Raw genomic sequence first — 20,348 nt, forward strand, 5'->3', positions numbered from 1 at the left:
TTGCTTGTGTTCCGCTGTGCGGTAGGCGCCCAACCTTACGTACTCGAAGTGCGATCGGGTTGGACTTGTCGATCCGCTCAGTTCGTGTTCGCTCTTACGGTGCGATGCAGGTTCTGCAGCTGAGCCACCACGGTGTTGTCCGTGACCTCATCGCCGATCTGGATGCGCATGCCGCCCAGAACGCTCGGATCCACCACGGAATTGATGTGCACCGGACGTCCGGCCTTGGCCGAGTAGATCGCGGTCAGGCGCTTGATCTGTTCGTCCGTCAGCGGGGTTGCAGTGGTCACGGTGACCATCGACTCGCCCATGTGACGGGAGAACTTGTTGATCAGCCACTGGATGGTCTCCAGATAGCGGCGACGACGCAGGTTACAGGTGGCGTGTTCGGCCAGCCTCATCGTGATCACGTTCAGGCCCTTGCCATCGAACACCTCGCGGAACAGCTTCACGCGGGCTTCGCTGGTTGCCTGATCGTCATAGAGCTTGGCGCGTACCACCGGCAGCGTCAGCAGCGCGGAATGCAGCTGGGACAGCTCGATGGATACCTGCAATGTGGCACCGGTGGCATCGGCGTAGTACATCATGGCATCCACACCGAAGTCCTCCACCGCATTGGCGATGTCTCGCGCGCGGCTCCAACGACGAGCGACCAGATCGGTCATGATCTCCATGGTCATCGGATGGGCCGCACCCTTGAACATCTCGTTCAAGACAGCGACCTTGTCGGCCACGGGCCTTGAAGGATCCGTCAGCGCACGCTCCAACGCGATGTTCTGATCGAGCACGCTGGTGATTTTGAACAGTTCGTTGCCGATCCGCCATGCATCCTCACGGGTGTCACGCAGCTTCGGGGCGAGCGAATCACGCGACTCGCGGTCTGCAATTCGAGATGCCTCTCCTCGCATGGTCACCTCCCTTTCTGGTTACGGATGTTCCTGACGATGTTCACAGTCACTTCTTGGCGTCCAGATCGTCGAGCATGGAGTCGATCATCGAGGACTGCACTGCGCTGTCTTCAAGCTTGGCACCAAGAATCTTGCCGGCCAGAGCGGTGGCAAGAGCACCGACCTCGCCCTTGAGCGAGACCATGGCCTGCTGCTGCTGAGACTTCAGCGAACGCTGGGCATTGGCGGTGATCTGAGCCGCATCGGCTTCGGCGCGAGCACGGGCGTCGGCAACGATATGCGATGCTTCGGCGCGGGCGTCGTCGCGAATCTTCGCGGCCTCCACACGGGCGGTGCTCAGCTGGGCCTCATACTTGGCCTTAGCCTCGGCAGCGTCCTTCTGGGCTTGCTCTGCTTTGGCGATGCCGCCTTCAATCTTGGCGGTACGCTCATCGAACACGGCCTGGAACTTCGGCATGAAGAACTTGTAGAAGAACACCGCGATGACCAGCAGAATAATCAGCGACCATACGATGTCGTAGACCTTGGGGATGAACAGATTGATTCCGTCTTGCTCCGCGAAAGTCATTGTCGTTCTCCTTTCATAGCTTCATTTCCACTTGCGATTGCTTTCGTTACCACCGATCGGCCGTCATGCATGCGCACTGCACGGTCGTGCGGCAGTCAACGATGGCGATCACTGGAAGATGAAGCCGGCCACCAGTCCGAGGAGGGCCAGAATCTCGACGAATGCCAGACCCAGGAACATCAGGGTCTGCAGACGGCCGCCGAGCTCAGGCTGACGAGCGGTGCCTTCGATGGTCTTGCCGATCAGGATGCCCAGACCGATGCCAGGGCCGATGGCGGCCAGGCCGTAGCCGATTGCGTTGAGATTACCAGCGACCTCAGCGAGGGTGATGATATCCATGGGTTTTTCCTTTCTGGTTTTTCTTCTGTAACGAAGGAAATATTGAAAATCTTTGATTATGCAGCGGAAGCGAAGAGTCGCTTGGTCAGCGACCGTTGCTATGCCTTCGCTTCGCTAAGCGTCGTGTTGCCGGCCGTTGCGGACTGTGCCTGATTCATCGATGCCCGGCAAACGCTTGGTCTCACTCGGTCTCCGGGTAGCTCATGTTGATGTATGCGGTGGTCAGCATGGCGAAGATGAATGCTTGCAGGGCGGCAACCAAAATTTCGAACAGCGTCATGACAAGGCCGGCGGCAAAGGTGCCGATACCCAGGATGGACCACAGCTTGTTCGGAATCTCGATGAGGAACCACTGCGTGGCTGCAAGGCAGACAGCCACGGTGATATGGCCGGCAACCATGTTGGCGAAGAGTCGCAGGGTCAGGGAGACCGGACGGATCACCAGCAACTCAAGCAGCTGGATCGGAGTGAGCAGAATGTAGATCGGTGCCGGAACGCCTCGGGGGAACAGCTCCTCCTTGAGGAAGTGGCCGAGGCCCTTCTCTCGTGCGCCGGCAACCCAGTACTGCACGAAGCACCAGCCGGCGAAGACCAGCGGCATCGTGATCGTGGCGGTGGCGGCAATATTGAAACCGGGGATGATGCCACACAGGTTGAACACCAGAATGGTGAAGAACATGGTGGTGATCATCGGCAGATACCGCCGACCGCGCTCCTTACCCATCACCTGATACACGATCTGATCGCGCACAAACTCGATGACCCATTCGACGGCACCCTGCCAGCGACCGGGAATCAGCTTGGCACGCGCGGCGGAAACGCCAAGTACCACCAGCATGATCGCGGTGGCAATAATACGCACCATGATGATGCGGTCCATGGCGAACGGTGTACCCGGGAAGATGATCTGGGGAAGGAGGAAGTCGTCGACGGTGGGGAATTCCGGACCATCCGCGGCTAAAGTAAGCCCGCTGAAAAGGGCATCGTTCATTCTCACGCCTCCTGCTTCTTCAATGTCAGGTGTCAGTTTAGACCAGCGGAATGGCTGAATGTGACGTTGCGGTTACTTTCGCCCTCCGCCTCGGTGCCTGCCACAGCGCAGACATGAGTCGACGTTGGGCATTCGACTCCGAATGACTGAAAGGTGATTATTGGCCTGTGTTGGGACAAAGTCAATGCCTTGTGGGCGTGTCCGTCAGCAGACCTACTGCCGCAACGTTTTTAGGCAAGGTTACCATGCTTGGCGTGTATTAGACGATTGCCGGCGGAGTGCCGGTTTTCAGCCAAATACCGGTCCATATTACGGACAACTTTCTGTCCGCATCGTGATCACTCGGGCATCTTGCCCTATGAGATGCTCAGTCTTGGCGAATCACGCCATACCCATCGTGCATAAACGGTGCGAAATTGTCCTTACGAGGCCCACCAGGCAGATGGCGGATCGAACGGTCGGTGCCAAGCTTCTTTTCGATTCTCAGCTGCGGCACCTCGGTCAGGTCATATGGAGTGGTCTGGTATACCCAGTTCAGCCAATTGCGCCACAGCAGGTTGCCATGAGCACGCCAGCTGAACAATGGCTCCAAATTCGGGTCATCGTTCGGATAGTAATTCTCAGGGAACGGTACATTGGTCAGCCCCTTGGCCATGTCACGTTCGTATTCCTCGGCAAGCGTGTATTTGCCATACTCCCAATGTCCGAGCGCGAACACTTCAGAAAAATCACGGGTGGCCACCAGACCAGGGCCGGAGCGAGGCCCCCATGTAAGCACCTGCAGATCCTGTTTCCTCAGCGCCAGATCAGCTTCGTTCACACCGGCGAGACGGGAGTGCGGCTGAAGCGCGATTTCATCAAAACCGTTGGTCAGGAAGCAGTATTCATCCTGCAGATACTGAGGGAACACACCGAAGATCTTCTGCGGATAGTCCACCTTGCGCACACCATAGCGATAGTAGAGCGCCCCCATCGCGCCCCAGCACAGATACATGGTGGAGAACACGTGGGTGGACGCCCAGTCGAGGATGGTTTTGAACTCCTGCCAATAATCCACATCCTCGAATGCCAGATGCTCCACCGGAGCACCGGTCACCACGAAGCCATCGTAATAGTTGTCCTTGAACGCATCGAGCGTTTCATAGAACTTGACCAGATGATCGGCGGAGACATGCGTGGCCTCATGCGTGGAGGTCTTCATGAAGTCAATCTCCACCTGCAGCGGGCTCTTCGAGATAAGCCGCAGCAACTGAGTTTCAGTCTCGATCTTCTTCGGCATCAGATTCAAGATCACCAGTTTGAGCGGGCGCACCCGCTGACGCTCCGCCTCGGGTTTCTCCAGAGCAAAGATGCGCTCTGAGTCGAGAATGTCACGGGCCGGCAGGCCACTGGGAATCTTGATAGGCATACTTCATATTATGACAACACACCGCAGACGGGACACCGCAACGATTATCACCTTCGGTTATGCCGCGTTATAGACACGAGGCAGAATCGGACCGACCAAACGCGACACGCCGATTTGACATATGCATGTTTGACAGTATCTTAGATAGAGCTGTCTTACAGACAAGCCGGCGCGGGGTGGAGCAGCTCGGTAGCTCGCTGGGCTCATAACCCAGAGGTCCATGGTTCAAATCCATGCCCCGCTACCAACCGAAAGGCCGGGAATCGCAAGGTTCCCGGCCTTTTTCGTCGCCCAACATACTCGGCACTGTTGCCGACCCATCAGCCCCAACGTGGGTTTTTTCAGCGAATGCCTTATCACATCTGGAAAAACGTACGCTGACGGTCACTCAGCGTACGTTTTTCCAGATAAAACGGAATTTACTCTGGAAGAACGTACTCCACAGGCGTTCTGCCGCGGATCATAGGCACCATGCACAGAAGAACCACGAAGCTATCGGCTGCGGCGTCTGACTATAGCGAGCATCGTTCCTCCTATGGCGAGCGCCACACTGGCCAGACCGGTGGCCGCAGTGGTATCGACACCGGTAAGCGGCAGCGGAGACTGAGGCTCCTTCGGCTCTACCGGGGTTTCGGGTTTCTCCGGTTCGCAGGGCTCTTCGGGACGTTCGGGCTCGCACGGCTCCTCAGGCTCTTCTGGTTCACAGGGGTCTTCCGGTTCGCAGGGCTCTTCTGGTTCACAGGGGTCTTCCGGTTCGCAGGGCTCCTCTGGTTCACAAGGTTCCTCCGGTTCGCAGGGCTCCTCCGGTTCGCACGGCTCCTCTGGCTCGCACGGCTCCTCCGGTTCGCACGGCTCACACGGCTCGGTCACCCGGGTCCGTTCCCACGCATCGTCGTACCGACTAGCCGCCGGCGCAACCCGATCATCCCCTTTGAATTCCCATACAAACACGTACCAGCCATGGCTTTCGGCGATGATCGTCATCGGATCGCCGTGCGCGTCCGGCGAACCGGCACCGATGGAAAACGTGCCGTTCGTGGCCGGAATATCCCACTCGATGACTTTGCGATGGTTCTCATCCGGGGCCGGCACATCGGCACCCGTGGGTTTGTACGCATCGTCATTGGCGGAATCATTCGGATCTCCGGACCACCACACACTCACCTGCGCATACTTACGGTCCGCACCGAATCCATAAGCCGCATTACCGGTGAACTCGCCGTGGTCGGACGGAAAGCCCGTCACGGTGATGGTGTCACTCAATTCAGAACCGACTTCAGCGGAGTGCTCGGTAACCGTGGACTTGACCGTCACCTTGTCTCGCGCCACATTACTTTCGGCGGCCTCCAGGAAGGCACTCGACCAGTCTCCGGTCAGGTAGCCTTTCACCTGATCACTCTGATCCGCTCGACGAATCACCCACACCCATGTACCGAATTTGCTGCCCTGATGCGTCAGATACGGGGTGCTGCCGTCGGGTGTGGTCATGGCCTGCGCATGCACGCGCTGATTTGGTCCGGTGAATGTCGCCGTACCATATGCCACTGGTTTATGGCCAGCCGTGGCCAGCCGGGCGAGGAAATCATCAGCACTTTCCTGTGTTTTCGGAGCGACGGTACCGCCCAGCGCATGGCGAGCGATCCCGTCGAAGTAATATCCGCGCGCCTTGACCTCCATACCGGTCACCCACCTGCTGTCTTGATCGGCCAGGCCACTGGTCACGTCGTCGAATACCGGCGAACCGACGTCAAGCACCTTGTCTGACACCGTAGTGGATACGGACGGCGCGAAATCCTTGCGCACACGGAACGTGATCGAAGATCCGCCATCCACACTGATCGAATCGAAGGCGATCATGTCTTGCGTACTGTCCATCACATGCATCTGCGGACGCTTGTACGTGGTGGTGACGCTCACTTCACCCCGACCGGTCGCATGCCACGGCAATTCAATCGGCCCGGTTGCGGACGTTCCCGAATATTCAGTGCCGCCGTTGGCGAATTGGCCGGGCCCGTGCAATGTGGCGGTGAACGGTATGCCGGCTACCGGCTTGCCCTGATAGTCCACCACGCTTACCTTGACCTTGCCGCTGCGCATCGCCTCGGCGTCAATGCGTTCCACCACCGTGCCGGCGGCCACTTTGCCGGCGGACTCATCCCAAATCTGTGCCGCACGAGTCACGACGGTCGGATAATGACGGCGAATCACCTCCATCTGGCGCGCCCAATCCTCATCATCCTTACCGAAATGGTCCTGTACCACGATGGCGATCGCGGCATGGGTTCGCGCATCGGTTTCACGGTATCGCTCAAGAATCCACGCCATACGCTGTGTGTTCTCGTCGTTCTTCACCACGGTGGTCGGACCAAGTAGATAGTCGGTCAACTTACCGGCCTCGATACAGTAGTATTTGTTGCCGTTACCGTCCATGGCAACCGCCCCTAGGTAATAATCCCTGTTGTCATAGGGGAAAGTCACTCGATGCCGGGCATCCGTCTGGTCCAACGTTGCGGCGTGTGCGGTGAACGACAGCGAGCACACCACACCGATCATCGTGACCATACCTATCACCATGGTGATTACAGCCATAACCGTTCTGCGCCATGCCGGCGCCCGCATTGCATTCATATCCCCTACCATCATTGGTCCTTTCCTTGATTCCGGCCGCTCGCGAACGCAAGCCGGCGGCGTATCCGGCCCTTGCCGCCCCTGTACACTTCGATGTGCTCAGGTAGGGCTCGATCATGGCAGATTTCACACGCGCATCACCCGGTTTTCGACCAATGTGGTTCGAGCTTGCTGATTATCGGCGAGTTGTGGATAACTCAGCGCCCGATTACCGGGAAGTTATCCACTTCATGCGGATTCCAGAAGGTTTACATGGAAGTTATCCACAATCCACCTGATTGGCACAAATCCCTCTAGAATGAGCAGGTATGGAAGAAGTACAACAAAGCGCGATTACGCGCAGCCATACCAATACCAATAATTCCTCAGCCACCAAGGCTCCCAAGGCATCGAAGTCAAAGGCGACTTCCTCCGCGAAAACGTCTAAATCCACTCGTCGTCCCCGTCTCAGCGCCGAAGCCGCACGCACGGCCAAGGCTCTCGAAGGACTGGCGTTCGAGGCTCCGGCCCCGGTCATCGAGGCGAACGAGCCCGGTCAGTTCGGCCGCATCAACGTCATGGACGTTACGCCGGCTGAAGAGCGCGGCATTTATCCCGCGCGCGTGGAACTTGGCGAGCCGTTCAAGGTGACCGCTCAGGTGTTCATCGAGGGCCGCACCAAGGTGGGCGCCACCGCCATCGTGCGCAATCCGCGCGGCAAGGAGATGCTGCGCCTGCCGATGACCTGCACGAACCCCGGCCTGGACCGCTGGGAGGTCATGCTCAAGTGCGGCGATCACAGCGACCTGAAGCCGTGGGAGGACGGCTATGCTGTGGTCAAGCGTCAGCTTGGCATCTGGACCGTGACCGTCGAGGGCTGGGAAGACACCTACCGCTCTTGGCTGCATGACGCACGCATCAAGGTGCAGGTCAAGGATGATGTGGACAACGCTCTGAATTCCGGTGCCGAACTGCTGGCACGCTGGGCGCTGACCAAGGATGCCGGGCTGAGTGCCAAAGACCGCAAGACGCTGGAGAAGGCCGCTGAAACCATGGCCGATGAATCCTTGAGCGCTGAAGATCGTCTGGCCGCCGGCGATAATGACGAAATCGCCGCATTGCATGTGGCCCATCCGCTGCGCGACGGCGTCTCGCCCAGCCAGCCGCAGCGTTTCAAGGTGGAGCGTCCGAAGTCCAGCTTCGCCGCCTGGTATCAGTTCTTCCCGCGTTCCGAAGGCGCGACCGTCGATCCGGAAACCGGCAAGATCGTACAGGGCACGCTTCGCACTTCGATGGCCGGTCTTGAGCGCGCCGCCGCGGAAGGTTTCGACATCGTCTATCTGCCGCCGATCTTCCCGATTGGCGTGACCAACCGTAAGGGCCGCAACAATTCGCTGATCGCCGGTCCGGACGATCCGGGCTCCCCGTTCGGCATCGGCTCCGAACTCGGCGGTCATGACACCGTTGATCCGCTGCTGGGCACGATGGATGATTTCAAGGCCCTGACCGCTCGCGCCCACGAGCTGGGACTGGAAATCGCTCTTGACTTCGCCCTGCAGTGCTCGCCTGATCATCCGTGGGTCAAGCAGCATCCGGAGTGGTTCCGTCACAAGCCGGACGGCACCATCGCTTTCGCCGAGAACCCGCCGAAGAAGTATCAGGACATCTACCCGATCGACTTCAACGCTGACATGCCGGGCATCGAAAAGGAAGTCGAACGCATTCTGAACCTCTGGATTGAGGCAGGCGTGACCATCTTCCGCATCGACAACCCTCACACCAAGCCGGTTCGTTTCTGGCAGGATGTGATCGCCTCGGTAACCAAGAAGCACCCGGAGATTCTGTTCCTGGCCGAAGCGTTCACCCGCCCGGGCATGATGCGCGCGCTGAGCTACGTGGGCTTCACGCAGTCGCACTGCTACTTCCCGTGGCGCAACACCAAGGAGGAGCTGGCCGAGTACCTGCCGATCACCAATGGCGACGACGGTTACTACCAGCACAACACGTTCTGGCCCACCACCCCGGATATTCTCACCGCTTACGTGCGCGACAACGGCATCGCCGGCCATTGCGTGCGTGCGGTGCTTGCCGCCATGGGCTCCCCGAGCTGGGGCATCTACAACGGCTTCGAACTGATCGAAAACAAGCAGCGTCCCGGTTTCGAGGAGCAGATCGACAACGAAAAGTACGAGGTCAAGGTCCGCGATTGGTCCAAGGCCGAACGTTACGGCGTGGCCAAGATGCTTACTACGCTCAACAAGATTCGCCGTGAGCATCCGGCGGCCCTCAGCTACCACAACCTGACGGTCCTGCCCACCTCCGATCCGAATATTCTGGCCTTCATGCGTCGCACGCCGGCCGAACTAACGGGCACCGGTCAGGCGGACACGCTGATCGTGGTGGTTAACCTCGACGGCCACAACGCACATCAGTCCACCGTACACATCGAGCTTGGCGAGCTGGGCCTGCCCACCGACCGACCGCTCAACGTGCGCGATGAACTTACCGGCCGTGAATTCCAGTGGGGTTGGGACAACTTCGTCTCGCTCGCCCCATGGGCCGACGTGGCGCATATCTTCACCGTGCAGTGAGTTTTGCACCCGTTCGGTAGTAGTGTGTGTAACGAATAATTTGCCGATTCCCTAAGGAGAACAACAATGGCAGAAACCTTCAACGTCGTGGTCGAGATTCCGCGCGGTTCCAAGAACAAGTACGAAGTGGATCAGGAGACCGGTCGCGTGTTCCTGGACCGCGAGCTGTTCACCGCCATGGGCTACCCGGATGACTATGGCTACATCGAGGGCACCCTGGGCGAGGACGGCGATCCGCTGGACGCCCTCGTGATGGTCAAGAACTCCGTGTTCCCGGGCTGCGTCATCGAGTGCCGCGCCGTTGGTCTGTACCACATGGAAGACGAAGAGGGCGGCGACGACAAGGTGCTGTGCGTGCCGGCCGACGTCCGCTACGACGGCATCAAGGATGTCAAGGACGTCAACGAGTACCACCTCGCTGAGATCAAGCACTTCTTCGAGCAGTACAAGGCTCTGGAGCCCGGCAAGGAAGTCAAGCCCGGCGACTACTGGACTGGTGCGGACGTGGCCGAGAAGGAAATCGTCGAAGCGCGTGAGCGTCTCGCGAACAGCGCGAAGTGATTTCCGTCAGGACAGCCCAGTGGGCTGTCCGCGGCCACGTGCGAGGATGCGACAGCATCCGAGCCAATATTGAGCCGGCCAAAGGCCGTCCATAATTGCAGGACCGTGGCCGAGAAGGAAATCGTCGAAGCGCGTGAGCGTCTCGCGAACGCTTCTAAGTGATCCTTTCACTGAACTAGCAACACGCTAATGAAGAGGGGAGCATTCCACCCGGGATGCTCCCCTCTTTCGTGTCATCAGCTGTGGCGGTAAGCCGAAATGTGTCCGGCGCAAGCGCTCCAAGCGATGTCGACCGCTGAGACGACCATCTGCCGGCCGTCTCAGCGCACGTTCTTCCAGAGCAATGTCTCCATTTTCGGAAAAAGGTACGCTGACAGTCACTCAGCGTACCTTTTTCCGGAAGAGGCGATTTTCCGGTTCCCTCACGCCAAAGCGCGCAGGAACGCGGCGGATTGACGCATGAATTGCAGTTGATTTGGCGCATCGAAATGTTCGATGGCGAAATAGCCGTCATACCCCGTCTGCGTACGCGCCGCACGAATCAGACGGGCGATCGGCATGTATCCGCCACCCGTTGGCACCACTGCCATGCCTTTGCGAACTGCACCGTACGGCATCGAAGCCGAATCCCGCGGTTCGATGCCCCTGTCCTTGACGTGGAAATGCATGATGCGATCACGGAACAGCCGATAGGCATCATCGCAACGTTCATCGCTGAATACGTAGTTTCCGGTATCCAACGTGTGCCCCAATCCCGGAACCTGCTCCAGGAACCAGCGAATCTCGGCAATACGGGCGATCGGCGAGGTCACCGCATCGAAATCCTCGATAGTCACGGTAATGTTTCGCTCGGCTGCATACGCAACCATATGACGCAATGCGTCGCGCATGGCCGATACACGAGCATTGCCACCGAGCCATGCGGCAACCTGCCGGTATGCGGTCTGCGTCGAATCACCGAAGGCATGATCGACCGACCAATCACAGGCGTCCAGCAGTGGCGTAAGCTGCGCCGCCTCATCTTCAGGGAGAAAACCCGGAATCGGCATGACACGGCGGACTCCGAATTCCGCGGCAAGATCGATGACGGCTTGCGCATGCGCCGTCTCCCCCTGAGCGAGCGCAATGTCGCCGAACTCAAAGAACTCATATATATTGCTGATCTCCAGTCCGGCTTTCGGCAGTTCTTCGGCGAACATCTCGCGTTCGGCAAGCAGTCTCTTGCCCTCGACTTCCAGGCCGGTGATGCCGAGCGCACGGATCTCGGCGAACAGTTCAGGCAGATCCTTGCCGGTCTGTACTGCGGCTTCAGCTACATGATCATAAAATACGGAAATCTTCATAAGATGCATCCTTGGGTCATTGTTGCCATCGTTCTCGCGGTGCCGCATCACTGATGACGGGCAGCATATTCTTCTTCAGGCGTACGTTCCAACGCCACGCAATCAATCGGTTCACGCTGACGTATCGTCGGGGCCGCCCAACGTACGCCGTTGGTGATGATGCGCTGGATTTCAGGAATGTAGTACGTTGGATATTCCTCGTGACCGGGCTGGAAATATAAGATGCGACCCAGGCCGCGCGTCCATGTACAGGCCGAGGGGAACAGATTGCCTCCGGCGAACCATCCGGCGAACACCACATCGTCCGGCTTGGGAATGTCGAACGGCTCGCCGTACAGCTCTTCTTGGTCGATGTCCACGAACTGCGGCACACCGGCTGCGATCGGATGGGCGCGGTTTACACAGACCAACCGCTCGCGATCGTCATGTTTCCAGCTCAACGTCATGCTGGTGCCCAGCAGCCGTTGCATGATGCGACTCCAATGCGCCGAATGCAAGGTCACCAATCCCATGCCTCGCAGCACATGGTCGCGCACGCGTTCCACTTCTTCATCGGTGAAGGCGTCCTGTGCCATGTGGTTCCAGAACACCAGCACGTCCGTATCGTCAAGTGTGGCCTCGTCCAATCCGTGATCGGCCATATCCAGCGTACGAGTGGTCACGGCAAGGTCTTCTTCTTTGCTCAGGAATCCAGCGAGAACCTCATGGATACCGTCCGGATATACCGTTCGCACATTTGGGTATTCGCGCTCTTCGATGTATTCGTTCCATACGGTGACGTTGATGGTCATAATCGCTCCTTTGCTTGGGCTCCGTAGCCCCGACCTTGCATCATCCCAACTTCAGATGACCGGTTTCCGATAATAGTGATACAGTGATGTTTTGTCTTTTCAACTAGGCGTAGGCGGCGTGTGGGAACGCTGGTCGAGGCCCATCGCGCGGATGTCCGGCGATGAACCTTCTTCACACCATGATTTCGATCATTATTCAAACGCTGTTGATTTCCATTTCCGTTGCCATGGATGCTTTTGCCGTTTCCATTGGCAAAGGCCTGACAGTAAGTCGTGTTCGTGCGATAGATGCCATTAAGACGGCTTTATGGTTCGGCGGCTTCCAAGCGTTATTCCCTATTCTCGGTTATTTTGCGGCCTCCACATTCAGCTCGTACATGACCGCTTTTGATCATTGGATCATTTTCGGCCTGCTCGCGTTCATCGGAGGCAATATGGTGCATGAAGCCTTCGAGGAAGACGAGGTCAACGCCAAGGAAACAGCGCAATTCGATTGGAAGCACATGCTTCCGTTGGCCGTGGCATGCAGCATCGATGCTTTTGCGGTAGGCGTAAGTCTGGCGTTCATGAAGATCAACGTCATTTTCGCCGTAACCATGATCGGCGTGGTCACCGGACTGTTCTCCGCACTCGGCTTGTACATCGGTCGCATATTCGGCTCCCGCTGGCAGAAGCCCGCACAGATCGCCGGCGGCGTGGTGTTGATTCTCATCGGCGTCAAGGTGCTGCTGGAGCATCTGGGAGTTCTGGCGCTGTAGACGAAGCCTTGCGAGCGGATGTGCATCAGCTCCTGCACACGAAGTAGGATATTCACCAGATATTGTCATGACGGAAGAGGGAAAGCACATGAGCGCAATCACCCCAACCCAAGCGAACTGGAAGAATAAGACCTTGGGCATGCTGCTGACCCAGCTCACGGCATACGTGCTGCTCATCGCGGCCACGGCCATTCCCGCCCGCGGTCCTCTACCGGCAATTCCGCTTATCGTCGCAGCCCTAGTTCTGGGTGAATTCGTACTGTTCTGGCCGTTCCGTGGTTCGACGTTGGACCGTGCGGTCACGCTGGTGTTCGGCGTAGTATCGCTGATGTTCGTCGTCGTCCCCTTCCCCTCCGGCGAAGTGCCGCCCGAACAGATGGACAGCCATCATGAAGCGTTTCCGTGGTACTCATGGTCGCTGGCCGTGGGCTTCCTGCTGATCGCACTGGTGATTTTCTCGTTCGGACGTCAGATGGCTCGCGAGAATCGTACGCATCTTATCCGCGCGCTGTCTCATGCCGTAACCTCTGGAGTCGCCGCCATTGCGGTGGCCGGATGGTGCTTCCTGCCACCGCTGGGGGCCATGCTGCTCAAAGGCAGCACGATCGGCATCGTTGCCGTGGCGGTACTGGTAGTACTTGCGTTGGCCCTTGCCGTAGCCTCTGTGCTGTGGGTGCGTGACGCCGATCCCGATCCGGCGATTCGCTACCCTTGGATCGGCACCGGTCTGATGCCCGTGATGATGATGGGCGTTTCCATCGCTGCGGCCACACTGATTCTCTCGCGTCTGGGAGCCTGAATCACCCGTAATATTCGTTACCGACTCGTTGCGACTCCGGCCACGGTTTCGCAACGTTTCGGTAACGATTACGCATCGATTCTTGCACACGCGAGTGCAATACAACACCATGCCGCCGATGGGGTGATCCGCCTACCGTTGATTGGCGAATTCATATTCTGTGCAGGTTACATTCATGTGTCCACTGCACGCGCGTACAATGAAAAAAATCAACCATGGCAACGTTCACCATTGCTGGCTCTACGAGCAGCAATGCAACAGCACAGTCTCCGCTCCTGACGAGGACTGAAGAGAATGAGGGGGAACAGCGTGACGGATCTTACGTTGATGACATTCGCCAGCGACCCCGCCACCGTGCTGCCATCCCTCGCCCTGTTGTCCCATCGCGTACGCGTACTGCCCATGGATGCGGCGAGTCTGGTAAAAATGCCGGAGAACACCATTCTGTTCCTTGACGCACGAGACGACTTGGCCACTGCCAAAACACTGTGCCGCATGATTCATGCCACCGGACTATCCACGCCGATCGTGCTGATTCTCACCGAAGGCGGGTTCACCGTGGTCAACTCGCAGTGGGGTATCGCCGATGTGGTGGTGGCCACCGCATCGCCCGCCGAAGTGGAGGGCCGTCTACGGCTGGTCTCCGAACGCGGCAATGCGCCCGCCACGACGTCCTCCAGCCTGCCCGCCGATTCCGGCACTGCGGTGGAAGACGGTCAGATTCGTTCGGGCGATCTTATCGTGGATACCAACGGATACACCGCATCCTTGCATGGTCAGCCCATCGATCTGGCATACAAGGAATTCGAGTTGCTCAAATACTTGGTGCAGCATCCTGGCCGTGTGTTCACGCGCGCCCAGCTGTTGCAGGAAGTATGGGGCTACGACTATTACGGCGGCACCCGCACGGTGGATGTGCATATCCGTCGTCTACGCGCCAAGCTCGGCGGAGAATACGAGCATCTGATCGGCACCGTGCGCAATGTCGGTTATCGTTTTGATCCGCCGGAGAACGATCATGGCGAGGCGGCGGCCAAGCAGGCCGCACAGTCCGCCGCCCACAACGCTTCTGCTCCCGCGCCCGTTGCCGCTGACACCATTGGCGCCGCCGCCCACGTCGGTTCCGGCATCGACACCTCAGCCGATGGCCTCAACGCCTGATTCAGGCCGATTCCATGCGCGAAACCAAAACCGCACGAATCGCACGCATGCATGACGAGTACGCCACGTTATGTCAGGTGATTCCCGCTCCCCGATGCGCACTTAACTTTTCCTCGCCGCTGCAATTGCTGATCGCAACGGTGCTCAGCGCCCAGACTACGGACAAGCGCGTGAACACCGTGACTCCTGAGCTTTTTTCCACCTACCCCACCGCCGCGGCTCTGGCCGGGGCCAATCCCGCACAGGTAGAGGAGATCATCCGTCCGCTGGGCTTCTTCCGGTCCAAAACACAGCATCTCATCGGACTGGCCACAGCGTTGAGCGAACGGTTCGATGGCGAAGTTCCGCACACGATGGATGAGCTCACCTCGCTGCCGGGTGTGGGGCGCAAAACCGCGAACGTGGTGCTCGGCAATGCATTCGGCGTTCCCGGCTTCCCGGTGGACACTCATGTGATGCGCGTCACCGGACGGCTGCGCTGGCGCACCGATTGGCGGATCGCCAAATCCGACCCGGTCAAGGTAGAGCGGGAGATCACCGCCTGTTTTCCTCCGGACGAATGGACCGATCTGAGCCATCGATTGATTCTGTTCGGACGGGCCACCTGCCACGCGCGCAAACCCGACTGCGGCCACTGTCCGCTGGCCGATTCCTGCCCCAGCTATGAACCCGCACAGTCATAAGCATGCATAAAGCCAGCGCTTGGCGGTTTGCCCCCGCTGAGGGTGCTTGATGCGGCGGTTAACTGCCAAGTGCTGGCCATTCAACGTCGCTGGGTTCTCTTAGCGGCGACGAACTGCCAATCGTCGGCAGGATAACTGCACCAGAAACACCATTAGCGAAGTCGGATAGCCAACGTATGGCAAACATCCGCCGCCGTCTTACGCGTCTCATCGCTCTCCACCGCTAGACTGGGCGGCATGCGAAGCAGGCATAACAGGCAGCCCAACGGATGGGCGCAATGGGGGATTTTCTTCGGAGTCGCGGCGGCACTCGGCGCACTCGTCTGGACCGGGTGGGCTGTCCTCGGACATCATTCGATATTGCCGACCGGCACCGCATCCAACACTCAACAGGTCAACATTGGTGTTACCGACTTGCCGCAGTCCTTGGATATTCGCCCCGGTGGCGCAACGACCGTATCCGGCAGCGACGAGGCAAGCATCGATAATCTCAACGCCACGCCGAGCGCCGACCGTCTTCTGCTGGGCAATGTCTACGAAACACTGGTCACCATTGATCAGCACAATCAGCCGCAGCCGGGGCTGGCCACCAAATGGAACATCTCCGACGATGGCCTGACCTACACCTTCACACTTCCGTCGGCGGTCACATTCTCCAACGGACATACTCTCGACGCTACGGATGTGGTGTGGTCACTGCAACAGGCACAGTCAGCCGAAAACAAGTCGAACGACACTGGCGATACCACCAATCCTTCCGACACCCTCGGTAATCTCGCATCGGTGACCAATCCGGACGCCACCACCGTAACCATCACGCTGACGCAACCGAATCCCACGCTGTTACGCACCCTCAGCGGTCCGCTCGGCGCAGTTTTCGACGCCGAACTTGGCGATGGCTTCGACTATGCCACCCAAGCCGCGGGGTCCGGACCTTTCACCATAGCCGATTTCAAAGCCGGCAAATCCCTGACGCTCGCCCGCAACGACACCTATCACGGCACCAAAGCGGCGAGCGCAACCGTCACCATCACCAAATTTGATGATGACGCCGCCCTGTCCAAGGCAGTTACGGACGGCACTGTGGACCTGGCCGCCAATATGTCAGGGAAGCAGGCGGCCACGCTCACCAACGACAGCGGCGTGACGGTGAGCAAAGGCACCACCACCAGCAAGGTGCTGCTGGCATACAATCACGGCAATGATTCCCTACTTTCGGACGAACAGGCGCGAAAGGCGTTCAGGTATCTGTTCGACGCAAACGCTATTGCAGACGCACAGTCGGATTCGGCCGGGCTTCTGTCCGGTCCGATCAGTCAAACGGAACCGGGCTACGAGGACCTGACCAGTCTGTTCCCGCATGATGTGGCCAAGACGCAGGAAATGTTCGCCTATTTCGATCCGATGTACCTGACCACCGTGGATCTGGTGGTCAGCGAACAGTATCGCTCCATTGGCGAGGCAATCGCTCAGCAAGCCGGCCAGCTCTCGCTGCCGCCCGTGCAACTGGAGGTCCTGCCCGAAGCCGAATACGCACAACGCATCGCAGCAGGAACATGGGCCATGACCGTGGTCAGCATGAACGGCACAGGCGACGCCGGCCTGTTCGCAGACCCGAATTCGATGTTCCATTACAATCATGGCGAGGCGCAGCAGGCATGGGCCGCGGCGCGGGCAGCCACCAATGACACCGACTACGAATCGCGGATGAAAGCGTATGCCCGACTGGTCAGCGAAGATGCGGCGGCGGACTGGCTGTATACGCGGGCCTGTCTTACGGTGGCACGGGACGGAGTCAGCGGATACCCGACCGAGATGACCGATCAGCGGATGGACCTCAGCCAAGTGCAGGGCGCATGAATGTGAGTGTGAATCCGCGGTTCCCCTCAAATCCATCCGGGGAGTGCGGCAGGGGCCAAATAATAGGCCTTGTCATACAACATGCATACACTTTGGCCTTATGACTGAAGGCAATTCCATCATCAACGCCAACCTCACCCCGCTGCCCGACAAGGTCGGCGTGGACGGTCTTGAGGATAAGTGGCGCGCCGTTTGGGATGAGAACGGCACCTACAAGTTCAACAACACCCGTGACCGCAAGGCCGTGTACTCCATCGACACCCCGCCGCCCACCGTTTCCGGTTCCCTGCACGTGGGTCACGTGTTCTCCTACACGCATACCGATGTGATCGCACGGTACAAGCGCATGCGCGGTTATGACGTGTTCTACCCGATGGGCTGGGACGACAACGGTCTGCCCACCGAACGCCGTGTGCAGAACTATTACGGCGTGCGCGTGGACGTCTCCCTGCCGTACGATCCGGATTTCAAGCCGCCGTACGAGGGCACCGACGGCAAGAAGATTGACGCCAAGGATCAGGTTCCGATCTCCCGCAAGAACTTCATCGAGCTGTGCGAGAAGCTGACCGCTCAGGACGAGAAGCTGTTCGAGGCGCTGTGGCGCAAGCTGGGCCTGTCCATCGACTGGTCCCAGACCTACCACACCATCGGCGAGCACCCGCAGCGCGTGGCCCAGAAGGCCTTCCTGCGCAACCTCGCTCGCGGCGAGGCCTACCAGCAGGACGCTCCGGGCCTGTGGGATGTGACCTTCCAGACCGCCGTGGCTCAGGCCGAGCTGGAATCCCGTGAATACCCGGGCTTCTACCACAAGGTGGCCTTCCGTTTCGAGGATGGCACCCCGATCTACATCGAGACCACCCGTCCGGAACTGCTGGCGGCCTGCACCTCGCTGATCGCCAACCCGGAAGATGACCGTTACAAGAAGTATTTCGGTCAGGAGGTCTATTCTCCGCTGTTCAAGGTGAAGGTGCCGATTCTGGCTCACCCGGCCGCCGAGATGGACAAGGGCGCCGGCATCGCCATGTGCTGTACGTTCGGTGACGTGACCGATGTGCAGTGGTGGCGCGATCTGAAGCTGCCCACCCGCCCGATCATTCAGCGCAACGGCCGCATCGTGATGGACACCCCGGACTGGATTACCGACCCGGCCGGCCGTGAGATCTTCGCCGAAACCGCCGGCAAGACCACCTTCTCCGCACGTAAGGTGATTGTGGACAAGTTGCGCGAGGCCGGCGATCTGGACGGCGAGCCGACTCCCACCAAGCGTATGACGAACTTCTACGAGAAGGGCGACAAGCCGCTCGAAATCGTCACCTCCCGCCAGTGGTACCTGAAGAACGGCGGTACGGATGCCAAGCTGAACGCCGAGCTCATCGAGCGCGGCAAGGAGCTGAACTTCCACCCCGACTTCATGCGCGTGCGTTACGAGAACTGGGTGCATGGCTTGAACGGCGACTGGCTGATCTCCCGCCAGCGCTTCTTCGGCGTACCGTTCCCGCTGTGGTACCCGGTCAAGGCTGATGGTGAGCCGGACTATGACCACCCGCTGACCCCGTCCGAGGATCGTCTGCCGATCGACCCGACCATCGACGTGCCGGAAGGCTATACCGAGGACCAGCGCGATGTGCCCGGTGGCTTCACCGCCGAGAAGGACATCATGGACACCTGGGCCACCTCCTCGCTCACCCCGCAGATCGTGACTCACTGGGCTGAGCCGGATGAGGCTTCTCAGGCGTTGTTCAAGGCCACTTTCCCGATGGATCTGCGCCCGCAGGGTCAGGACATCATCCGCACCTGGCTGTTCTCCACCGTGGACCGTGCCCATCTGGAGAACAAGTGCCTGCCGTGGGCTCACGCCACTCTCTCCGGTTGGATCCTCGATCCTGACCACAAGAAGATGTCGAAGTCCAAGGGCAACGTGGTGGTGCCGAACGAGCCGATCGAGAAGTTCGGTGCCGACGCTGTCCGCTATTGGGCTGCGGCCGCCCGTCTGGGTCTGGACGCCACCTATGACGTCGGCCAGATGAAGATCGGCCGCCGTCTGGCCATCAAGCTGCTGAACGCCACCAAGTTCGCTCTGGCGATCGGTCGTGAGGACGAAAACCATCATGTGGCTGATTCTGCTGTGGCTGCTTGGAATCCGGCTGACGTGACCGAGCCGCTGGATCGCGCCGCCATGGCCAAGATGGCCCTTGTGGTGCGTCAGGCCACTGAGGCCCTGGAAGCCTACGAGCACTCCAAGGCTTTGGAGGTTATCGAAAGCTACTTCTGGCAGTTCTGCGACGATTACATCGAGCTGGTCAAGAACCGTGCTTACGGCACAGCGGATGCCACCGGCCACACGCCGTCCGAGGCCGCCGTGAAGTCCGCTCGCACGGCTCTGGGCCTGGGTCTGGATGCTTTCACCCGTCTCCTGGCTCCGTACCTGCCGTACGCCACGGAAGAGGTGTGGAGCTGGATGCATGCCGGTTCCGGTTCCGTCCACCGCGCTGCATGGCCTACGCCGGATGTGTATGCCGCTGCCGCGTTCAAGGTGAATCCGGAGCTGTTGGCTCACGCCGGCGAAGCACTGGCTGCGCTGCGCGGCATCAAGTCCAAGGCCAAGGTGTCCATGAAAACCCCGATCCTCTCCGTCAAGCTCGGTGTGGACGATGAAGTGCGTGCCTCCTTGGAAAGCGCTCTGGGCGATATCGCCGAGGCCGGTCGTGTGGTGGGCCGCATTTCCTTCGTGGGTGCCGCCGCTGCGCTGAAGGCCGTGCACGAGACCGCTGAAGCCGCTGTGGACGCCGCGAAGAACGCCAAGGCCGAAACCGAGAACGCCATCAGCGTGATCGTTGAGGACAGCGAGCTCGGCGAGCCGCCTGTTAAGAAGAAATGATTCCACTTCTTCTTAACAGGCGGCCTTCGCGGCTGCTTATAGTGCAGCCGCTCACCTCGCCTACGGGAAGCCCACTGGGCTTCCCGCTATACGGCTCGGCCT

Annotated in this window: 16 protein-coding genes and 1 tRNA gene; 9 read left to right on the forward strand and 8 right to left on the reverse strand. The window is 59.2% G+C overall.

Translation table 11 applies throughout. The features are described from left to right. Positions 1–77: 77 nt before the first annotated feature. The 5 genes from CUU80_RS06110 to CUU80_RS06130 all read right to left on the reverse strand — a co-directional run bounded on the left by CUU80_RS06110 (position 78) and on the right by CUU80_RS06130 (position 4,214). The gene (locus tag CUU80_RS06110; protein WP_100496473.1) at positions 78–908 is read right to left on the reverse strand and encodes a F0F1 ATP synthase subunit delta; all 831 of its coding nucleotides are present in this window, start codon (positions 906–908) and stop codon (positions 78–80) included. A 46-nt stretch (positions 909–954) separates the two neighbouring features. Continuing rightward, positions 955–1,476, reverse strand: a complete 522-nt coding sequence (locus CUU80_RS06115) for a F0F1 ATP synthase subunit B (protein ID WP_100496474.1) — start codon at positions 1,474–1,476, stop codon at positions 955–957. 108 nt (positions 1,477–1,584) lie between these two features. Then, positions 1,585–1,815 carry an ATP synthase F0 subunit C gene (atpE, locus tag CUU80_RS06120; protein ID WP_033890625.1) on the reverse strand — a complete coding sequence of 77 codons (231 nt, stop codon included), beginning with the start codon at positions 1,813–1,815 and terminating at the stop codon, positions 1,585–1,587. Between the two features lie 181 nt (positions 1,816–1,996). Then, positions 1,997–2,806 carry a F0F1 ATP synthase subunit A gene (atpB, locus tag CUU80_RS06125; protein ID WP_100496475.1) on the reverse strand — a complete coding sequence of 270 codons (810 nt, stop codon included), beginning with the start codon at positions 2,804–2,806 and terminating at the stop codon, positions 1,997–1,999. Between the two features lie 367 nt (positions 2,807–3,173). Beyond that, positions 3,174–4,214: a homoserine O-succinyltransferase gene (locus tag CUU80_RS06130; protein WP_100496476.1), complete on the reverse strand. Its 1,041-nt coding sequence runs from the start codon at positions 4,212–4,214 to the stop codon at positions 3,174–3,176. Positions 4,215–4,384: 170 nt separating this feature from the next. Between CUU80_RS06130 and CUU80_RS06135 the strand changes: the two genes are divergently transcribed. Then, positions 4,385–4,461 (forward strand) — tRNA-Met (locus CUU80_RS06135). A gap of 245 nt (positions 4,462–4,706) precedes the next feature. Here CUU80_RS06135 and CUU80_RS10975 read toward each other — a convergent pair. Continuing rightward, on the reverse strand, positions 4,707–6,857 hold the full coding sequence (locus CUU80_RS10975) for a cell surface protein (RefSeq protein ID WP_243388671.1): 2,151 nt from the start codon (positions 6,855–6,857) through the stop codon (positions 4,707–4,709). Positions 6,858–7,150: 293 nt separating this feature from the next. On the opposite strand from CUU80_RS10975, the gene CUU80_RS06150 reads away from it, so the two are divergent. Together CUU80_RS06150 and CUU80_RS06155 are read left to right on the forward strand one after the other, a co-directional pair. Further along, positions 7,151–9,412, forward strand: coding sequence for an alpha-1,4-glucan--maltose-1-phosphate maltosyltransferase (locus tag CUU80_RS06150; protein WP_100496478.1), 2,262 nt, complete (start codon positions 7,151–7,153; stop codon positions 9,410–9,412). A 66-nt stretch (positions 9,413–9,478) separates the two neighbouring features. Beyond that, a complete protein-coding gene (locus CUU80_RS06155; protein WP_100496479.1) occupies positions 9,479–9,973 on the forward strand; it encodes an inorganic diphosphatase in 495 nt (164 codons plus the stop codon). 422 nt (positions 9,974–10,395) lie between these two features. Here the strand turns inward: CUU80_RS06155 and CUU80_RS06160 are convergent, their stop codons facing one another. Next, positions 10,396–11,316 carry a sugar phosphate isomerase/epimerase family protein gene (locus CUU80_RS06160; RefSeq protein ID WP_165775862.1) on the reverse strand — a complete coding sequence of 307 codons (921 nt, stop codon included), beginning with the start codon at positions 11,314–11,316 and terminating at the stop codon, positions 10,396–10,398. A gap of 47 nt (positions 11,317–11,363) precedes the next feature. After that, the gene (locus CUU80_RS06165; protein WP_100496481.1) at positions 11,364–12,107 is read right to left on the reverse strand and encodes a ThuA domain-containing protein; all 744 of its coding nucleotides are present in this window, start codon (positions 12,105–12,107) and stop codon (positions 11,364–11,366) included. 179 nt (positions 12,108–12,286) lie between these two features. On the opposite strand from CUU80_RS06165, the gene CUU80_RS06170 reads away from it, so the two are divergent. From CUU80_RS06170 to valS, 6 genes are all read left to right on the forward strand, one after another. Next, a complete protein-coding gene (locus tag CUU80_RS06170; protein WP_100496597.1) occupies positions 12,287–12,865 on the forward strand; it encodes a manganese efflux pump MntP in 579 nt (192 codons plus the stop codon). An 88-nt stretch (positions 12,866–12,953) separates the two neighbouring features. Continuing rightward, the gene (locus CUU80_RS06175) at positions 12,954–13,664 is read left to right on the forward strand and encodes a hypothetical protein (protein ID WP_100496482.1); all 711 of its coding nucleotides are present in this window, start codon (positions 12,954–12,956) and stop codon (positions 13,662–13,664) included. A gap of 327 nt (positions 13,665–13,991) precedes the next feature. After that, positions 13,992–14,825 carry a winged helix-turn-helix transcriptional regulator gene (locus tag CUU80_RS06180; protein ID WP_243388685.1) on the forward strand — a complete coding sequence of 278 codons (834 nt, stop codon included), beginning with the start codon at positions 13,992–13,994 and terminating at the stop codon, positions 14,823–14,825. Between the two features lie 14 nt (positions 14,826–14,839). Then, on the forward strand, positions 14,840–15,508 hold the full coding sequence (nth, locus tag CUU80_RS06185; RefSeq protein ID WP_100496483.1) for an endonuclease III: 669 nt from the start codon (positions 14,840–14,842) through the stop codon (positions 15,506–15,508). 237 nt (positions 15,509–15,745) lie between these two features. Next, positions 15,746–17,368 carry an ABC transporter substrate-binding protein gene (locus tag CUU80_RS06190; protein ID WP_100496484.1) on the forward strand — a complete coding sequence of 541 codons (1,623 nt, stop codon included), beginning with the start codon at positions 15,746–15,748 and terminating at the stop codon, positions 17,366–17,368. A 100-nt stretch (positions 17,369–17,468) separates the two neighbouring features. Then, positions 17,469–20,246: a valine--tRNA ligase gene (gene valS, locus CUU80_RS06195; RefSeq protein WP_100496485.1), complete on the forward strand. Its 2,778-nt coding sequence runs from the start codon at positions 17,469–17,471 to the stop codon at positions 20,244–20,246. Positions 20,247–20,348 lie beyond the last annotated feature (102 nt).

Origin of the sequence: Bifidobacterium scaligerum (assembly GCF_002802865.1) — a bacterium.
Classification (GTDB): Bacteria; Actinomycetota; Actinomycetes; order Actinomycetales; family Bifidobacteriaceae; genus Bifidobacterium; species Bifidobacterium scaligerum.